Below are 19,432 nucleotides of genomic sequence, written 5' to 3'. Positions count from 1 at the left end.
ATTTATTGAATTAAGTTTCTGAGTTCATCAATGTTTACTTGATTTAAGTCTGTATAAAAAAAATCTTTATTTTTTGTTATTTTAGAATTATCCCAATTCCACCATTTCATATTTAGTAGTTCTTCTATTATTTCATTTTTAAATCTATATTTAATAATTTTTGCCGGTACTCCGGCAACAATGCTATATGATGGAATATCTTTAGTAACAACACTTCCCGCTGCAATACAACAGCCATCGCCTATTTTTGCACCACTTAAAATTATTACACTATCTCCAATCCAAACATCATTGCCTATCAAAGTATCTCCTTTAATCTTGTTTTTGTTTTGTTTTATTAAATCTCCGGGATGAATGTTGTTATAGTACTTTTTGTAAAAAAAACCTTGAATTGAAGCAAAATTAGTATCATGATTTTCTGTAATAATAGATATGTTTTTTCCAAGTGCACAATATTTGCCAATTTCTACTTTTCCACGTCCTCTTATTACTAAATTTCCATTGTGGAAACTAGTTGAATCTGAGGTAATATTTCTTCTATTTCTGATAGAATATGGAGGGGGCACTATAAAATTAAAAATATTTTGTAGAATAAATTTAAGCATAATATTCTTTTAAAATTTGAATAAGAAGTTCACTGTTGTAGATAGGTTTTACAATTTCTTTTATATTAAAAGCTTGTTCTAAGGTGGTAGCAAATTTATAATTTAATCTATTTGTTCCTTTGTAATAGTCTTCATATTTAAACATGGGTTCATTATCTGTAAATTTGAATAGTATAGCAGGAATTCCATAAGATTCTGCTACTATTATACCATGTAAAGAAGATGAAATTACTAATTCTGCATTGAAAATATTATCTATAACACTAAACAAATCATTGGTGGGTAGTACAATATTTTCAATAGGGACTATTTTTTTTGCCTGTTCAATTTCAGAAAAATGAGGCACAAAAACATATTCTTTTTTTTGAGCATCTTTAGGAGTGTAATATTTTGAAACTAGAATGCCCGGGTCTCCATATATTTCAGGTACTTTAAAACTGTTTTTAAGTAAAATATCTCTTGTTAAAGGTCCTCTAACACTCAAAATGGTTAATGGGTGGGCTTTTATTTTTCTGTTTATATATTTTCCATTAATACCACTTCCCCATATCACATCATTATTTTTAGCATGATGAAGTATAGAGCCTATGGATAATAACTTGCCAGATTCATTTTTATCGGCTTTAATTACTTGTCTTTCTAATGCTTTGGATACTATATATGCAGATAATTCATCACCAAAATTAGATGGTACATTTTTATACCGTTTCATTTCACCACTAAGAAATCCTCTTAAATTAAATTTTTTGTATTGCTTTGGTTGCCACCAATATAGCTTTATTGATTTCATATTAATGAATTAATTCCTTTTTCTAATTGTTCTGCATAATATATGTGGTTGTATATCGGTGAGTTAATTAAAGATAATAGTTTTGGATTATCTTTTTCTACTATAACATTTGCACCACATGCTCTTGCTTCAAGCACGGCTCTTTCTCCACCGCCATTTATTTTGGCAGGTATATATACATTTTTGGCTGCATTATAATAATTGCTCAATAGTTTATAATCCATAAAATCAATTATTTTGATACCTAATATTTTGAGAGTGTAATAAATAAAATAATCTTGCAGATTTTTTTTTGTAATTTTTTTAGGTATCTCGCCTATTATTAATTTTTTTCCTTTAAATCTTAAAATTAAATATAAACGTTTATATAGCTTAAAAGAACCAACAGATAAATAGTCAATTGTTTTCTTTGTAGATTCATTAACTTGCATTTTACTGCTGTCTATTCCAAAAGCATGGATGATATTGGGGTGTTTTACTATATATCGTTTATACCATTCTGTTTCATAAAAAAGTAAATCATAAGAAAGTAAATGTGCTTCATCTTTAGGAAATTTAGATCCGGAAATTAGTAGAGCCTTTTTTATTTTTATATGACCTAATTTTTGATAACATTCATTTTCAAGAAAGGAATTCCAATTTGCTTTAACTAATATTAAATCAATATTCTTATAATCATTTTCATTTTTAGATAATGGTTTCTCTTGAATATTTTGGAATATAATATTATATTTTGACTTTAATATGTCTATAGCTGTAGTAAATCCATCAACCCAATTATTAATTTTGTTAGAGCTTATAGGTATTGAGTATAATAATAATATGTTTAAGTGCTTCTTCAAGGAATTATCTTGAGATAAAGGTAAAGATCAAAATTGAATTATACAATTTATTGAGTATCTTCGTTTAATAATATTTTTTTGATGAAATTATTTTTTAAAAAATTAAAAACAACTTTGTTCAAATCTGAATTAGAAAAAGCAATAATTAGTTTGCCTACTAGTACTAATATGTTTTTTATTCAAATAGGTGCCTGTGATGGGATTTCTTTTGATCCTTTATTTTTTTTAACAAAAAAATATAAAATGCATGGAGTATTGTTAGAACCTATTCCTCATTTATTTGAAGAATTAAAGAAAAATTATAAGGATATACCAAATATTGAATTGGTAAACAAGGCGATTAGTTCTGTGAATGGTACAATAGAAATGCAGACAATTACAGAGGATGGCTTGAAAAGATTGCCTAAATGGGCTAAAGGAATTTCAACTATTAGTTCAGATAAAAATGCTTTGGGTAATAATTATTGGGAGGAGGGTAAAGGAAAGGAACATAAGGAATACGAGAAAATATATGAAGAAATAAAGAAATATAGAAAACCAATCAAAGTTGACTCTATTGATTTTGAAAAATTGTTGGATATGTATAACATAAATAAAATTGATTTATTACAGATTGATGCGGAAGGATATGATTATGAAATTATTAAACTCATTAATTTTGATAATGTTAAACCCAAAATAATTCACTTTGAAATAGCAAACTTAGATAATGATGAAAAAAAATCATGCTTAAATTTATTAACCAATAATGGTTATAGTGTTGTACAATATAATAAGCAAGATGCTTTGGCAACACTTAATCTTAAACGTTAGATTGTTTTTTTAAATATGGATAAAAAGATATTGGTATAGATAGGATACATAGTAAAGAAAAGATTGTGGAAACTATTCCACCTATAGGGATAGGTTTAAATTCCATTACAATCTCATGGTTCCCTTTAGGAATTTCCATAGCTCTCAATATATAATCTGTTCTAATAATGCTTGCTTCATTCCCATCAATCCACGCTTTCCAATCAGGATTACCGCCATACCAAATTTCGGAAAAAACAGCTAATTCATCTTCATTTGAATTACTAGTATAAACTAATCTATCGGGTTGATATTCTTTTAGTGTGATTGAACCACTTCCATTACCCGTTTTAAACTTATTTCCGAAATCCTTTTCATTAATAACGGCAGTAGTTTTATTATCTATAGTATTTAAACTTTCAATCTCATCTTTAGCTGTACTTACATATTTTATATTTGATGCAAACCAAGCATTGCCATTAGCATTAGGATTAGATTGTACTTCTCCTTTTTGATTTACTATATATTTTGCGTTTAACATATTCAATACTTTTATGTTGTTTTTCGCTATATGATAATCAATTATATCTTGATATCGTTGCAATTTTGTTGGGTCATAGCCTCCAATTTGATTGTGATGTACAGATGGTATAGCACTATTAAAAGTATTTACAGATAAATCTAATACCCTATAAAATCCTCTCCCTTTTTTTTCTAAATTAGCTATTTGAATATCAGAAGGTCTAGCTTGGAAATTTTGTTCGTATTTGTTTTTACTAACAAAATTATCTTCCGTAAAATATCTTTTTGAAATAGGAATTAAGTCTAATGACATAACTATTGCTAATAGAATATATAAGAAAACATCTTTTTTGATAATAGATTTATAAGACAATATTAAAAGCCCTGCCGTTAAAAAAGTGAAAAGTAAAGATCTAAACACATCATTATTAAATAATGATTTACGACCTTCAATGAAAATTTGTTGAATACTAAAATCATATTTTAAATCATTGGTAGAAAGAAAAGAAAAACTCAAATTCCCTATAATTAGAATAAGTATTATTAATCCGGCACCTATAGATAGTCCTTGTAGTAAAAAACGCATGTTTTTTTTATCCTTAGCACTTATTATTTCTTGTAGTCCTAATGCGGTACCAATAGTTATGAATGTGGGTAAAATAGCTATTACAGAACTTGGGGCTCTAAATTTATCAAACATGGGGAAATAGTTGTAGAATAATTTGTTTATTATGGGAAAATTTGAACCTAAAGACAAAACAAATATCACTAAAAAAGCTAAAGAAAATGCTATGGTATATTCGTTTTTAAGGTAAACTAACGATATAACAAAGAGAATAAATAATCCGGCACCAATATAGGCACCTCCGGAAGTAAATGGCATACTACTCCAATAACCCGGTACAGCAACTTTTCCATTTTTTACCAGTGCTCCATTTTGAATTAACAATTTAGCCAGCGGATTTTCGGAACTTATATTTTCCTGTGAACCACCACCTACAATTCTTGGTACAATTATATTAAAAAAGTCTTTAGTCGTATAACTCCAATTCATCGCATATTCCCAATCTAAACCAACTTTGTTTTCGGGAGAAGCCTCTTGTTCCAGCACATCTCCACCTCTCATTGTTTTTTCGGAAAACTTTAATGAAGAGTATAACTGAGAAAAATTGGATAAAACGCCAAAGAGTAAGGCTACTAATAAAATAGGAATTATCTTCAATAGATTACTTTTATTGGTTGCTCTAATAGATTTTATTAGCAAAGGAATTAAAAAGAAAGCAATGCTAATGCCAAGATAATATACCATTTGAACATGCCCCGAATAAATAGCCAATGACATACCTATTGCTACAAATATCCCTCCAGAAATGAATCTATTTTTAAAGGTTTGTATTATTCCTGACAATATGAGAGGCAGATAAGCTAATGTATATAGCTTAGAATAATGCCCGGCTTCTAGTAAGGTAAAATTCATTAAGCTGACCATATGGACTAAACTCAGCACTAAACTTAGTTTCCAATCAATATTTAAAAAGATGAGAGAAATATATAAAACTAGTCCTAACGCAAAAAATAAACCAATGGGAGCAGCATGATTGAATGTAATTGCTTTGTCAATGTATCCCATAATATTATTTTTCTTACCTAAAGCTAATAAATATATGGGTCCACCGGAAAATTGGGCTGCATTCCAATAAATTAAATCATTATTGTTCTGCATATATTCTTTAATGTGTTTTGATTTTGCGTCAGAACTAACCATATCTCCGGCTTCAACTTTAGAACCATTTAATTGCGGAAAAAAAAGAACACATGAAAATATTAATATTACAAATATGGATAAAAGGTGAAATAATTTTTTTTTATTTTTTTTAAACATGTTATATGTATTTTGAAACAAAGTAAAACATTTTTTTTTTCTTTGTAGCGTGAATTCAACAGAATTAAGAAGAAATAATAGAGAATTGTATTTTAATGAACAATTCTTAACTACAGAAAGGTATGTTATTCCTTATATATCTGCTTATAAGAAAATAGATAAAACGTTAAAAATTTTAGAGATTGGTTGCGGAGAAGGTGGCAATTTAAAATATTTTATTGATTTGGGGTGCGAAGTTGTAGGGATTGACTTAAATGAAATGCAACTTAATAGGGCTACTCATTATACAAAAAAGTTTTGCAAACCAAATGATAAAGTAAGGTTTATTTGTAAGGACATCTATGATACCAACCATGAAGACTTTGGACAGTTTGATATTATAATGATGCGTGATGTAATTGAACACATTCCCAATCAAGAAAAGTTTGTAGCATTTCTTCATAAATTTGTAAAACCCGATGGAGTTATTTTCTTTGGTTTTCCGCCTTGGTATATGCCTTTTGGTGGGCATCAGCAGGGCTGTAAAAGTTTTTTGAAAAAAGTGCCTTACTTTCATATTTTACCTGCTTTTTTGTATAAAAATGTTTTGAAATTGTTTGGGGAATCTGATTATGCTATAAATTCTTTATTAGAAGTTAAATCAACAGGTATTTCAATAGAACGGTTTAAGCGTGCAGTAAAAAATAGCGGCTGGCAAATTTTAGATGAAACCTTGTATTTAATTAACCCTAATTATGAAATAAAATTTCATTTAAAGCCAAGAAAGCAATTCCCTATTTTAAGGTCTATTCCGTTTTTTAGAAATTTTTATACCACTTGTGCTTATTATATTATTATGCCTAAAAAGTAATGTTTAAATACTCCATAATCATAGCTGTTTATAATCGTTTAGATGAAGTAAAAGAACTTCTTAAATCTGCCGAAGAACTACAGTTTGAACGCAATATGTTTGAACTCCTTTTTGTAGATGATGGTTCTAACGATGGATTTAAAGAATTTATAGAAAGTTATCAATCTAAATCGGGTTTACATGTAAGAGCCATTTACCAAACAAATAAAGGACCCGGTGCTGCTAGAAATAATGGTATGAGCCAATCTGCCTCTCAGTATTTTATTTTTATGGATTCCGATTGCTTATTTACGCCTAATTATCTCAAAGAAATTGATAAAGCTGTGGAAACGCAAAAATTGGACGCCTTTGGTGGTCCCGATGGTGCTCATCCCGATTTTTCGCCTATGGTTAAAGCTATAAATTATAGTATGACTTCTTTTTTAGGTACAGGAGGTACAAGAGGCAATAAAAAAAGTGTTGGTAAGTTTTATCCCCGTAGTTTTAATATGGGTATCAACAGAAAAGTTTTTGAAAAAATAGGAGGTATGAACGCCCTGCGTCATGGTCAGGATATGGATTTTTCTGCCCGAATTTATGAAGCAGGCTTTAAAGTAGGTTTTGTGCCCGATGCTATTGTTTTTCATAAAAGAAGAACAAGTATTCCTAAGTTTTTCCGACAGATTTTTAATTGGGGCGTTGCCCGAGTTAATTTGGGAACTTTACATAAACAAATGTTGAAGCCCATACATTTTTTCCCGGCTATTGTATTGTCTGCTTATGTTATTTTAATAATCTTATCTTTTATTTCTCCTTTTTTTAGTCAAATCTTAAATTTAGTTTTGCTATTGCATGGCATGGTTTGTCTGGCGGCATTTGCACAATCTTTTTGGATGTATAAAAATATAAAAGTAGCTTTGCTTTCTATTGTTACATTAAATATTCAAGTGTTTGCCTATGGTGCAGGCTTGCTGTATGCTTTGTGGCAAAAAATATTGGGAAAAAAAGAAGCAGAAGGCTTTGTAAAAAACTATTACGGTAAAAAATAAACAGCTTGAAGAATAAAATTCAACATATAATTCAAGAAAGCGTATTGCTTAAACAAAAATTGTTGGCAGATAAAAATACGGAGGAAACAGTTGAGCATCTTGTAGTTTTCTTATCGCAAAAGTTGAAAAAAGAACAAGCCGTTTATTTATGTGGCAATGGCGGCAGTGCAGCCGATGCTTTGCATATAGCCGCAGAATTTTCTGGTAGGTTTTATTTGAATAGAAAAGCCTTGCCCGTAGAAGCACTTAATGTAAACATGGCTGCCATTACGGCTATTTCAAATGATTATGGCTTTGAAAATGTATTTGCTCGCATGCTTGAAGCTAAAGCTACAAAAGGAGATGTGCTTTGGGTTTTTAGCACTTCGGGGCAATCAAAAAACATTATAAAAGTGGCTGAAAAAGCTAAAGAAATGGGTGTGGCTGTAGTTTCATTTACAGGACAAAAGGAAAGTATTCTTGACTCAATTGCTGATTTTTCTGTAAAAATTCCTTCAGAAATTACGCCACGCATTCAAGAATGTCATTTATTATTAGGACATATTATTTGTGAATTAGTAGAACAAAAATTATTCAATGAGTAAGCAATTACAAGTAGATGAAACATGGACTTTGTTTCTTGACAGAGATGGTGTTATTAACAAAAATATTGAAGGCGGTTACGTTACCACATGGGAGGAGTTTGAGTTTCTACCCGATGTGATGCGTGCTTTACGCTATTTCAGTATGATGTTTGGTAGGGTAATAGTAGTAACCAACCAGCAAGGCATAGGCAAAAAACTTATGACTAAAGAGCAGCTTCACGATATTCATAACCAACTTACAGAGGCTGTTAAAGAAGAAGGCGGAAAAATAGACCGAATTTATTATTGTCCCGATTTAGAAGAAGATGAATCGCCATGCAGAAAACCGGAAATAGGAATGGCAATGTGGGCTAAAAGAGATTTTCCCGAAATAGATTTTAATAAATGCGTAATGGTAGGAGATAAGCTTACCGATATGCGTTTTGGTCTTACTTTAGGCATGGAATGCTTTTTTGTAACAGATAAAGAAGTACCGGAAGATACAGGTTTAACCAAAGTAGATTCTTTAAGTGATGTGTTAATGCATTTATCTGTTTAGGCTTATTTAGAGTTTTTCTAAATTTATAAACTTCTAAGGTATTATTTAGCAATAACTTGTCTTTAATACGAATGCTCCTTAACTTTGCATAAAAATATAAAACATGTCTAAAATGTCTTCAATAGGACGTAAGTTCTTAATGGCTTTATCAGGATTTTTCTTAATGTTTTTCTTACTACAGCATTTCTCTATCAATTTCCTATCAGTAGTCAGCCCCGATGCTTTTAATCAAACTTCACAATTTATGGGAACTAATTCTTTAATACAGTATGTAATGCAACCTGTGTTAATGTTTGGAATTATTTTTCACTTTGTGATGGCTTTTATTTTAGAAACTAAAAATAAATCGGCACGACCAATTAAGTATTATTCTAAAAACAAATCCGGTGGTTCTAAAATTAGTAAAAACATGATATATTCCGGATTGGCAATATTGCTGTTTTTAGGTTTGCACCTTTATGATTTTTGGGTACACGAAATGATTGTAAAATACGGACATGGCGATATGACAGGATTAAATGCACACGGAGAATTTAGATATTATGAAGAATTGGTAGCTAAATTTCAAGATATTTGGCGTGTTATTATTTACATATTAGCATTTGCGTTTTTAGGTTTGCATACTAACCACGGGTTTTCATCGGCTTTTCAGTCAGTGGGAGCTAATCATCCTAAATATACTCCTATAATAAAGGCGGTAGGCATTATTTATAGCGTGTTTTTGCCTTTAGGATTTGCTTTTATAGCAATTTACCATTATTTATTCAATTAAAACTATCATAAACAATGAGCATATTAGATTCAAAAGTACCTGAGGGTAAAGTAATAAGCGAAAAGTGGGAAAAATATAAAGAACATATAAACTTAGTTAATCCTGCCAATAAAAGAAGAATTGATGTAATTGTAGTAGGTACAGGATTAGCAGGAGCATCGGCAGCAGCTACATTAGGAGAATTAGGATACAATGTTAAATCATTTTGTTTTCAAGATAGTCCAAGAAGAGCACACTCTATAGCGGCACAAGGAGGTATAAATGCCGCTAAAAACTATCAAGGCGATGGCGATTCTGTTTATAGATTGTTTTATGATACCGTAAAAGGTGGCGATTACAGAAGCCGTGAAGCCAATGTATATCGTTTGGCAGAAGTATCGGCTAATATTATAGACCAGTGTGTAGCACAAGGCGTTCCTTTTGCCCGAGAATATGGAGGATTATTAGATAATCGTTCATTTGGTGGTGTTTTGGTGTCGCGTACATTTTATGCCGCTGGGCAAACAGGACAGCAGTTATTATTAGGAGCATATTCTGCATTAAGCCGTCAAATAGCCATAGGAAAAGTACAAATGTTTAACCGTCATGAAATGTTAGACGTTGTTATAGTAGATGGAAAAGCAAGAGGAATAATAGCCAGAAACTTAATAACCGGAGAAATAGAAAGACATTCGGCTCATGCGGTAGTTTTAGCCAGTGGAGGATACGGAAATGTATTCTTTTTATCTACCAATGCTATGGGAAGCAATGTTACCGCTTCATGGAAATCGTATAAAAAAGGAGCATTTTTTGCCAATCCATGCTATACCCAAATTCACCCAACGTGTATTCCACGAAGTGGAGAGCACCAAAGTAAATTGACTTTAATGTCAGAATCATTAAGAAATGATGGAAGAATATGGGTGCCAAAACATAAAAAAGATGTTGACGCATTAAGAAACGGTTCATTAAAACCAACACAAATAAAAGAAGAAGATAGAGATTATTATTTAGAGAGAAGATACCCCGCTTTTGGAAACTTAGTGCCAAGAGATGTTGCTTCAAGAGCAGCTAAAGAAAGATGTGATGCCGGATTTGGTGTAAATAAAACTGGGGAAGCCGTTTATTTAGATTTCTCATCAGCTATACAACGTTATGGAGAAATACAAGCCAGATTGCATGGAATTGATACAGGAAATAAAGCAGAAGTAACCCGATTGGGTAAAGAAGTTATTAAAGAAAAGTACGGCAACTTATTTGAAATGTACGAACAAATAGTTGACGAAAATCCTTACGAAACTCCAATGATGATTTATCCTGCGGTGCATTACACTATGGGAGGCACTTGGGTAGATTATAATTTAATGACCACCGTACCGGGTTTATATGCCACAGGAGAGTGTAATTTCTCGGATCATGGAGCCAATAGATTAGGAGCTTCGGCTTTAATGCAAGGCTTAGCAGACGGATATTTTGTATTGCCATACACTATAGGCGATTATTTAGCTAATGATATTAGAACGGGTGCTATTCCTACAAATACATCAGAATTTGATGTAGCCGAAAAAGCAGTTAAAGAAAGAATAGACTTTTTTATAAATAATAAAGGCAACAAGCCGGTAGATTATTTCCACAAAAAATTAGGACAAGTAATGTGGCATAAAGTGGGAATGGCACGTAATGAAAAAGGACTAAAAGATGCTATTAAAGAAATAAGAGAAATACGCGAAGAATTTTGGAAAGACGTATTTGTGCCGGGAGATGCCAATTCATTTAACCAAGAATTAGAAAAAGCAGGCAGAGTGGCAGATTTCTTAGAATTAGGCGAATTATTTGCTAAAGATGCGTTGCACAGAAATGAATCTTGCGGAGGACATTTTAGAGAAGAATATCAAACAGAAGATGGAGAAGCTTTGCGTGATGATAAAAACTTTGCTTATGTGGCAGCGTGGGAATATAAAGGCGATAATGAAGAGCCAGTATTGCATAAAGAAGAGTTGACTTTTAAAGATATAGAGTTAAAAACGAGAAGTTATAAATAGCTTGGTAGCTGATTAGCTTGTTAGTAATTTAGAAAAGTTGTTTTAAAAGATGTATGAGTAAATTTAATTCATATAAAGATTTAAAGATTTGGATGAAAGGAATTGAATTAGTTAAAGAAATTTATTCTGTAACAAGTACTTTCCCAAGTGAAGAAAACTTTGGTTTGAAGCAACAACTAAGAAGGTGTGCAGTATCAATACCCAGCAATATTGCTGAGGGATGGGGGCGACATACCAATAAACAGTTTGCTAACTTTTTGTATATTTCAAGAGGATCTTTAATGGAATTAGAAACTCAAATTTATTTATCAAAAGAATTAAACTATATTGAGGTAGAATCTTTTGATAAGATTAATAATATAATTATAGAAGAAGCTAAAATGATAAATGGCTTTATTAATAATTTAAAAAAAGACTAAACAGCTAAAAGCTAACCAGCTAATTAGCGTAAAAATAAAAAGATATGAATCTAACATTAAAAATTTGGCGTCAGAAAAACGGAAATGACAAAGGCAAAATGGTGGAATATAAAGTGAAAGATATTTCTCCCGATTCTTCGTTTTTAGAAATGATAGATGAACTGAATATAGAATTAGTTGAAAAAGGCGAAGAACCCGTTGCTTTTGACCATGACTGTAGAGAAGGCATCTGTGGAATGTGCTCTATGTTTATTAATGGACAACCTCATGGACCAGGAGAAAGAGTTACCACTTGCCAGCTACACATGCGTAGTTTTAAAGATGGCGATACTATAACCATAGAACCATGGCGTGCAGAGCCTTTCCCTGTTATTAAAGATTTAGTAGTAGATAGAGGTGCTTTTGATAGAATAATTCAAGCAGGTGGTTTTGTATCGGTAAATACAAGTGGAAATACGCAAGATGCAAATGCTATTCCTATACCAAAAGAAGATGCCGATTTAGCTTTTGATGCAGCTACTTGCATAGGCTGTGGAGCATGTGTGGCAGCCTGCAAAAATGCCAGTGCTATGTTGTTTGTTTCAGCTAAAGTTTCTCAGTTAGCTTTATTGCCACAAGGCAAAGTAGAAAGTGAAGAAAGAGTATTAAACATGGTACACCAAATGGATAAAGAAGGTTTTGGAAACTGTACCAATACCGGAGCTTGCGAAGCAGAATGCCCTAAAGGAATTTCTTTAGAAAACATAGCAAGAATGAATAGATTGTACTTAAAATCTTCATTAGTAAGCAGAAAGTAGTTAACACAAAATAGTCTAATCTATTTTGTGTTTTACAATGGCAAATGCCGTTAGATAATTTATTTAGTACAATGAGGCGTAGCCGAAATTGGACTATTATATATTCCTAATCGGTATAAACTATAAGAAAGATAAAAAACTTCATAATTTTTTAAAATCCTTATTCTGTATAGTGTAAACATACGCCAATTTTAGCTATAAAGTTTATAGAAAACTTATCTTTGCAGTCTCAAAACAAATAAAATAATTATGTCAAACGCATTTTTTAATGTACCTCTTGCTAAAAACGAGCCGGTTAAAGCTTATGCTATAGGTTCAGCGGAAAGAAAAAGTATAGAAAAAACCCTTAAAACTCTTAAAAGTAAAACTATAGATATTCCTATGATAATAGGAGGGAAGGAAGTTTTTACCGATGATAAAATAGAAATAAACCCACCGCACAATTTAAAACACAAATTGGGCACTTACAATAAAGGAACAGCTAAGCACGTAGAAGATGCCATAAAAGCAGCCTTAAACGCTAAAGAAGCATGGGAAAATACACCTTGGGAAGAACGTGCCGCCATATTTTTAAAAGCTGCCGATTTATTGGCAGGGCCTTATAGAGATTTATTAAATGGCTCTACCATGTTAGGGCAAAGTAAAAATATTTTTCAAGCAGAAATAGATGCTGCTTGCGAGCTGATAGATTTCTTTAAGTTTAATGTGCAATATATGACTGAATTGTACAAAGAGCAACCCGAAAGCAACCCTGGAATGTGGAACAGACTGGAATACAGACCTTTAGAAGGTTTTGTATTTGCCGTAACACCATTTAATTTTACTTCAATATGTGCTAATTTAAGTGCTGCTCCTGCTATGATGGGAAATACAATAGTATGGAAGCCAAGTGTAACGCAGGCATATTCAGCACATTTTATTATGCAGTTGTTTAAAGAAGCAGGCTTGCCCGATGGCGTAATCAATATGGTATTTACCGATGGACCTGTAGCCGGAGATGTATGTTTTAGTCATCCCGATTTTGCAGGTATCCATTTTACGGGTTCTACAGGTACTTTTCAGTTTATGTGGAAAACCATAGGAAATAATATAGCTAACTACAAAACTTATCCACGAATAGTGGGCGAGACAGGCGGTAAAGATTTTATTTTAGCACACCCAAGTGCTCATGCTAAACAAGTGGCTACAGCATTAAGCAGAGGTGCTTTTGAATATCAAGGACAAAAATGTTCTGCTGCGTCAAGAGCTTATATTCCTTCAAATTTGTGGGCTACAGTAAAAGATTCTTTAGTAGCCGATTTAGCTTCATTTAAAATGGGCGATGTAGAAGATTTTGGCAATTTTATTAATGCCGTTATAGACGAAAAATCTTTTGATAGATTGGCAGGATATATAGACCAAGCTAAAAAAGATAAAGATGCCGAAATAATAGCTGGAGGTAAGTATGATAAATCTAAAGGGTATTTTATAGAACCTACGGTTATTGTTACTTCAAATCCTAAATATACTACTATGGTAGAAGAGCTTTTTGGTCCTGTTTTAACTATATATGTTTATGACGAAAACAAATGGACAGAAACTTTAAAATTAGTAGATGAAACTTCTCCTTATGCACTTACAGGAGCTGTGTTTAGCCAAGATAGATATGCAATAGTAGAAGCACACAAGGCATTAAAACACGCAGCAGGAAATTTTTATGTTAACGACAAACCTACCGGGGCAGTAGTAGGACAGCAGCCTTTTGGCGGAGCCAGAGCTAGTGGAACTAATGATAAAGCAGGCTCTAAGCACAATTTGCTTCGCTGGGTAAGTATGAGAACCATAAAAGAAACTTTTGTGCCTCCTACAGATTATCGTTATCCATTTTTAGGCGAAGACAAAAAGTAAAACATGAACACTTGTTTAGTTTGTAATAGCCATAAAATAATTAAGCATTTAGATAGCAAAGATTTTTGCGTTTCGCAAGAGGATTTTACTATTAATAAGTGCCAAGAATGTGGTTTTGCTTATACCGTAAATGCTCCCGATGCTCAAAATATTGGCAAATACTATGAGCATGCCGATTATGTTTCTCATACCGATACTAAAGAAGGACTTTTCTTTAAACTGTATCATAAAGTAAGAAATTATATGCTGGGGCAAAAGCTGAAATATATAACTAAACAAAATAAAATAAGTACACTTTTAGATATAGGTGCCGGCACAGGATATTTTGTTAATTATGCCAATAATAATGGTGTTAAAGCCACCGGTTTTGAACCCGATGCCACAGCAAGAAATCAGGCTCAAAAGAATTTCAATTTGCAGTTAAAAGACAATTTAGCAAGTATAGTAGCACAAAATAAATTTGATGCTATAAGTATGTGGCATGTGTTGGAGCACGTACATGATTTACACGATTATTTTGAGCATTTTAGAACTTTGTTAAACAATAATGGCACATTGGCTATTGCTGTTCCAAATTATACTTCTTACGATGCAAAAATGTACCAAAAATATTGGGCGGCTTACGATTTGCCTAAGCATCTTTGGCATTTTTCGCCTAATTCAATGAAAGAGTTAGCAAAACAGCATGGTTTTGTTCATCAAAAATCTTATGCTATGCCTTTTGACCCATTTTATATTGCACTTTTAAGTGAAAAAAATAAGCAATCTAATTTTTTAGGCAAGTTTAGAGCATTTATAATAGGAATTGCTTCTTTTACCGAAGGTTTTTTTGATGCAGAAAGTGCTTCATCGGTTGTTTATATTTTTAAGAAATCTAATTAAATGAAGAAAAAAGATATTTTTATAGGAAGACAGCCGGCTTTAGAAATTTTAAAAAGCGATACAGCTGTTGAAAAAATATTGATTCAAAAAGGAGCATCGGGGAGAGAAATAGACGAAATAAAAACTATTTGTAAAGAACAAAGAATTTCATTGCGTACTGTGCCCAAAGAGAAAATAGACTACATGCTTTTCCCTGTTTATCAGCACGAAAAACCTAATCATCAGGGCGTAGTTGGTTTTTATGGCGAAATAAAATATTTTAAGTTAGACGATATTTACAATCAGATATTAACTAAAGGCGAAACGGCATTATTTTTAATTGTAGATGGCATTACAGATGTTAGAAATTTTGGTGCTATAGCTCGTACAGCAGAGGCAATGGGTGTGCATGCTATTATTACTACAGAAAAAGGCAATTCTCCCATAAATTCAGAAACCATAAAAGCAAGTGCCGGAGCCATACATAATATTCCTATTTGTAGAGAAAACAATTTAGCGGAGGTATATGATTATTTAAAAATGAGTGGCATACAAATAGTAGCTTCAAGTTTAGAAACTGATATAGCAATTAGTGCCATAGATTTTACTTATCCTACAGCCATAGTTTTGGGTAGCGAAGGGAGAGGAATTAGTGGTATTACAAAAGATAAAGCCGACCATTTATTTATTATTCCTATGAAAGGAGAAATTAATTCTTTAAATGTTTCGGTATCGGCTGGTATGATTTTATACGAAGTTAATGCACAAAGAAAATAAATGATAACATTAGCTTAACATTAGGCACTTTATTTTTGTACTTTATAATAAACCCAATATAAAAAATGGAAATTTTTTGGACAATACTTAGAATAGTTGGAGCACTTGGTTTCTTTATGTATGGCATGAAGGTAATGAGTGAAGGCATACAAAATGCCGCAGGAGATACTATGAGAAAAGCTCTACGTACTATGACTCAAAACAGAGTTTTAGGAGTATTGGTAGGGTTTGTTATTACGGCACTTTTGCAATCGTCTTCTGCCACCACAGTTATGACAGTTAGTTTTGTAAATGCCGGGTTGTTAACTTTGGTAGAATCGGCAGGAGTAATGATGGGAGCTAATATTGGTACAACTATTACGGGTTGGCTGGTAAATATTGTAGGAAAATTTAAAATAGCCACTATTGCTCTGCCTATTATAGGTATTGGTTTCCCCATGTTATTTTCTAATAAAGGCAATTGGAAATTTTGGGGGCAGTTTTTAATAGGATTTGCCTTACTTTTTATGGGTTTAAGCGAGCTAAAAGATTCAGTTCCGGAATTGGGTCCAGATTCTCCTTTAGTACAATTTTTTACTAAATTTTCTAACTACGGCATTTTAACTTCTATAATTTTTGTGGCATTAGGAGCATTAATTACCGTTATTATGCAGTCTTCAAGTGCATCAATGACGCTTACTTTAGCACTGGTAATGGCAGGAGTAATTCCTTTTAATGTAGGTGCCGCCATGATTTTAGGCGAAAATATAGGTACAACAATTACAGCGGAATTGGCTTCTTTAGTGGCTAATGTAAATGCCAAGCGTTCAGCAAGAATCCACTCTCTATTTAATATAATAGGGGTCTCTTGGATGATTTTGGCAATGCCTTTATTCTTAAAATATATTATTCCCGGAGCTACAAAATTTGCAGGTAATTTAATAGGATTAGAAATAGGCGATGGAAACCCTTTTGATGACCCTCATGCGGCATCGCTTGGATTGGCAGTATTCCATACAGTTTTTAACGCCAGCAATGTATTGTTGCTGTTGCCTTTTGTGCCGTGGTTGGTTCGCATAGCCGAAAAATCTGTTAAATCGGAAGATGATGATGCAGAAGAATTTAAACTAAAATATATTTCAAGCGGATTTTTAAACGCTCCTTCTTTAGCTTTAGAAAATGCTAAAAAAGAAATAGAAATGTTTTCTACGCTTGTTTATAAAATGGATAGCAATATCAATTCTTTATTTTTTGAAAAGCAGAAAAATCCAGAAAAATTATTGAAGAAAATTAAAAATAGAGAGGAAATAACCGATAGTATAGATTTAGAAATTTCTGATTACTTAACTAAGGTTTCTGAAAGCGATTTAACCAAAGCTAATACTACAGAAATAAGAGGAATGCTTAGCACTTCTAATGATTTAGAACGTATAGCTGATATTATTTATGAGATGAGCAAAAACTACGAACGTTTAAAACGTGAAAACGTAGAACTGCCACCTAATGCTAAAGAAGAACTTAAAGAGCTAATGGAATACACTTCTGAAGCTATTGGGCTGGTAAAAAACCACATAGAGGGCAAAAAAGACAAGTTTAACTTAGAGCAAATTATTAATACCGAAAGGAAGATTAATAAGTTGAGAAAGAAAATTTTTACCCAGCATTTTGTTCGTTTAGAAAGTGGTGTGTATTCTGCAAGAGCGGGAGTTATTTTTATAGATTTTGTAAACAGAGCAGAAAGAATAGGCGACCACTGTATGAATGTTCATGAAGCTTTGTACAATAAAAATGACTTGTTTGAAGCTTACGATAATGATAAGAAAGAAGAGGTTAAGAAACAGTAAAGTAGTAGTTTATACAATATAATAGTCCAATCTCATCCTCTTAACCCGATAGGTTTAATAACCAAAGTTGATGGTATTTGTTAGGTTATGTTTGTGTGTTTACATTTTCTATCTCACTCGTCATGCCTGCGGAAGCAGGCATCTCATTGTAGTTTGGGATTACCGCCTTTGCGGCAATGACGTTTTTGGGTTAGGTTAGGTGTTTTTATGGCATAATACAGATCTCGTGCTGTCAGAAGTTCCCTTCTAACAATCTGATTACAAAAATATTTCTTACATTTGGTTAAGCTAAGTGCAAAATCAAGCTACATATTATACAAAATTAAGTGTAAAAAACTACTACCCGTTCGGTATGACCATGCCAGGAAGGTCTTACACCAGTGAAAACTATAGGTTTGGGTTTAATGGAATGGAAAAAGATGATGAAGTTAGTGGAGATGGAAATCAGTACACGACCGAGTTTAGACAGTATGACCCGAGATTGGGTAGATGGACTAGTTTAGACCCATTAATGGCTCAATTTCCTCACATGAGTCCTTATGTTGCATATGATAATAATCCAGTTTTGTACACTGATGTCTATGGACTATCACCTTCTAGTTCCACAAAAAAAGATGACCCTACTAACCAAATATATGCTAGTGGAAGGAATGAACAAAAAACTGTAATGGAAGACTTAGTAGGATTTGATTTAGATGATTATAGTTTTCAAGCAGAAAAAACAGAAGGAATGAAAAACACTGAGATTAACATAAATGTTTTTGATAGAGATGGTAATTCTGTCGGAACTATCAAATATGCAAGTTCAAAATATTTTGAAGGTATCAGAGATAAGCAAGATATTTCGCAAGATTTACTAAAGTATGCATTCCAAAATTCGACACAAATGCAACCAGTTTTTCCTAACACATCTAATATTCCTTTTTTCAGCTCACCTAAAGGTAAAAGTAATGTTGAGATGAGAACAATATGGGAAGGTATGTCCTCAGGCATTGCTTTTGTTAACGTTAATGATGGAACTCCAATAGGAGGAATGATAAATGCATTTTTAGGTGGTGCTGGGGGAAGTTACTTTAAAGAACAACAGGAACATATTATGTTCGCTTACTATAATGAGTATAAACAGTTAAAAAAATCAATTGTAAAATTTTTCCAAGGCAGTGAACAACTTCCTTTAATTCTTAGTCCTGAAGCAAGAAATATAATGGAAATGTCAGATAAAGAAATGTTTGATTCAGCTAATGAAAAGGCGAAAGAAATTATTTATAAGCAAATTGGTAAATACAAAAGTAGAAAGGAAGCTGATTGGTGGATATTTGGTGGACAAAATTAAATTTTAACATGAAAAGATTTTTATTAATTATTCATACTATTGTTTTGTTCTCTTGTAATCAAAATAACATAGAGGGAGTATGGAGGAAGGATAATGTTGAATTAGTAATAAGTGATGACAAGCTATTTGTAACTATTGAGAATAAATTTGTTGACTTTTTCTTTTATAATTATTCTTCTGGGGACACGATTATTTTAAAAAACAAGGATAACAATTGTTATTTTGACTCTTTAAAACTTATAGATAACTCAACTTTTTTTAAAAATGAATTGTACCCTGTAGGAAATAAACAATATTGGCAGCAATTAG

19 protein-coding genes are annotated in these 19,432 nt (G+C 32.2%); 15 read left to right on the top strand and 4 right to left on the bottom strand.

Annotation, left to right across the window (positions count from 1 at the left end; translation table 11 throughout):
* Window positions 1-2: 2 nt before the first annotated feature.
* From H6578_11985 to H6578_11975, 3 genes are read right to left on the bottom strand one after another with little or no spacing between them, the layout of a single operon-like run.
* Complete coding sequence (locus H6578_11985) at window positions 3-605, bottom strand: CatB-related O-acetyltransferase (GenBank protein MCB9227871.1); 603 nt, start codon at window positions 603-605, stop codon at window positions 3-5.
* Entirely contained in the window at window positions 598-1,395 is a 798-nt protein-coding gene (locus H6578_11980) for a polysaccharide pyruvyl transferase family protein (GenBank protein ID MCB9227870.1), read from the bottom strand. The genes H6578_11985 and H6578_11980 overlap by 8 nt, the downstream gene beginning before the upstream one ends.
* Window positions 1,392-2,237, bottom strand: coding sequence for a hypothetical protein (locus tag H6578_11975; protein MCB9227869.1), 846 nt, complete (start codon window positions 2,235-2,237; stop codon window positions 1,392-1,394). Before H6578_11975 ends, H6578_11980 begins: the two co-directional genes overlap by 4 nt.
* Window positions 2,238-2,318: 81 nt before the next feature.
* On the opposite strand from H6578_11975, the gene H6578_11970 reads away from it, so the two are divergent.
* On the top strand, window positions 2,319-3,050 hold the full coding sequence (locus H6578_11970) for an FkbM family methyltransferase (protein ID MCB9227868.1): 732 nt from the start codon (window positions 2,319-2,321) through the stop codon (window positions 3,048-3,050).
* On the opposite strand, the gene H6578_11965 is transcribed toward H6578_11970, so the two are convergent.
* The gene (locus H6578_11965; GenBank protein MCB9227867.1) at window positions 3,040-5,433 is read right to left on the bottom strand and encodes a hypothetical protein; all 2,394 of its coding nucleotides are present in this window, start codon (window positions 5,431-5,433) and stop codon (window positions 3,040-3,042) included. The genes H6578_11970 and H6578_11965 overlap by 11 nt on opposite strands.
* Window positions 5,434-5,482: 49 nt before the next feature.
* Here H6578_11965 and H6578_11960 point away from each other — a divergent pair, with 49 nt between their 5' ends.
* The 14 genes from H6578_11960 to H6578_11895 all read left to right on the top strand — a co-directional run.
* A complete protein-coding gene (locus H6578_11960; GenBank protein MCB9227866.1) occupies window positions 5,483-6,283 on the top strand; it encodes a class I SAM-dependent methyltransferase in 801 nt (266 codons plus the stop codon).
* Window positions 6,283-7,311 (top strand): glycosyltransferase, encoded by a 1,029-nt coding sequence (locus H6578_11955; GenBank protein ID MCB9227865.1) that lies wholly within the window; start codon window positions 6,283-6,285, stop codon window positions 7,309-7,311. Before H6578_11960 ends, H6578_11955 begins: the two co-directional genes overlap by 1 nt.
* Before the next feature lie 5 nt (window positions 7,312-7,316).
* Window positions 7,317-7,895 (top strand): SIS domain-containing protein, encoded by a 579-nt coding sequence (locus tag H6578_11950; GenBank protein MCB9227864.1) that lies wholly within the window; start codon window positions 7,317-7,319, stop codon window positions 7,893-7,895.
* Window positions 7,888-8,433: an HAD family hydrolase gene (locus H6578_11945; protein ID MCB9227863.1), complete on the top strand. Its 546-nt coding sequence runs from the start codon at window positions 7,888-7,890 to the stop codon at window positions 8,431-8,433. Before H6578_11950 ends, H6578_11945 begins: the two co-directional genes overlap by 8 nt.
* Before the next feature lie 103 nt (window positions 8,434-8,536).
* A complete protein-coding gene (locus tag H6578_11940) occupies window positions 8,537-9,205 on the top strand; it encodes a succinate dehydrogenase cytochrome b subunit (protein MCB9227862.1) in 669 nt (222 codons plus the stop codon).
* A 14-nt stretch (window positions 9,206-9,219) separates the two neighbouring features.
* Complete coding sequence (locus H6578_11935) at window positions 9,220-11,226, top strand: fumarate reductase/succinate dehydrogenase flavoprotein subunit (protein ID MCB9227861.1); 2,007 nt, start codon at window positions 9,220-9,222, stop codon at window positions 11,224-11,226.
* A gap of 53 nt (window positions 11,227-11,279) precedes the next feature.
* Complete coding sequence (locus tag H6578_11930; protein MCB9227860.1) at window positions 11,280-11,645, top strand: four helix bundle protein; 366 nt, start codon at window positions 11,280-11,282, stop codon at window positions 11,643-11,645.
* A 44-nt stretch (window positions 11,646-11,689) separates the two neighbouring features.
* Window positions 11,690-12,442, top strand: a complete 753-nt coding sequence (locus tag H6578_11925) for a succinate dehydrogenase/fumarate reductase iron-sulfur subunit (GenBank protein ID MCB9227859.1) — start codon at window positions 11,690-11,692, stop codon at window positions 12,440-12,442.
* Window positions 12,443-12,691: 249 nt separating this feature from the next.
* Window positions 12,692-14,329 carry an L-glutamate gamma-semialdehyde dehydrogenase gene (gene pruA / locus H6578_11920; GenBank protein ID MCB9227858.1) on the top strand — a complete coding sequence of 546 codons (1,638 nt, stop codon included), beginning with the start codon at window positions 12,692-12,694 and terminating at the stop codon, window positions 14,327-14,329.
* A gap of 3 nt (window positions 14,330-14,332) precedes the next feature.
* Window positions 14,333-15,211 (top strand): class I SAM-dependent methyltransferase, encoded by an 879-nt coding sequence (locus H6578_11915; protein ID MCB9227857.1) that lies wholly within the window; start codon window positions 14,333-14,335, stop codon window positions 15,209-15,211.
* The gene (gene rlmB, locus H6578_11910) at window positions 15,212-15,967 is read left to right on the top strand and encodes a 23S rRNA (guanosine(2251)-2'-O)-methyltransferase RlmB (GenBank protein MCB9227856.1); all 756 of its coding nucleotides are present in this window, start codon (window positions 15,212-15,214) and stop codon (window positions 15,965-15,967) included.
* Window positions 15,968-16,032: 65 nt separating this feature from the next.
* A complete protein-coding gene (locus H6578_11905; GenBank protein ID MCB9227855.1) occupies window positions 16,033-17,790 on the top strand; it encodes a Na/Pi cotransporter family protein in 1,758 nt (585 codons plus the stop codon).
* 352 nt (window positions 17,791-18,142) lie between these two features.
* A complete protein-coding gene (locus H6578_11900) occupies window positions 18,143-19,123 on the top strand; it encodes a hypothetical protein (protein MCB9227854.1) in 981 nt (326 codons plus the stop codon).
* 8 nt (window positions 19,124-19,131) lie between these two features.
* On the top strand, window positions 19,132-19,432 hold a 301-nt coding region (locus H6578_11895; protein ID MCB9227853.1), incomplete at its 3' end, for a hypothetical protein.

The organism is Chitinophagales bacterium, from assembly GCA_020635995.1.
Classification (GTDB): domain Bacteria; phylum Bacteroidota; class Bacteroidia; order Chitinophagales; family UBA8649; genus JAFMKE01.
Note: the sequence above shows the minus strand (reverse complement) of the source record. Positions and strands in the feature narration are given on the sequence as shown.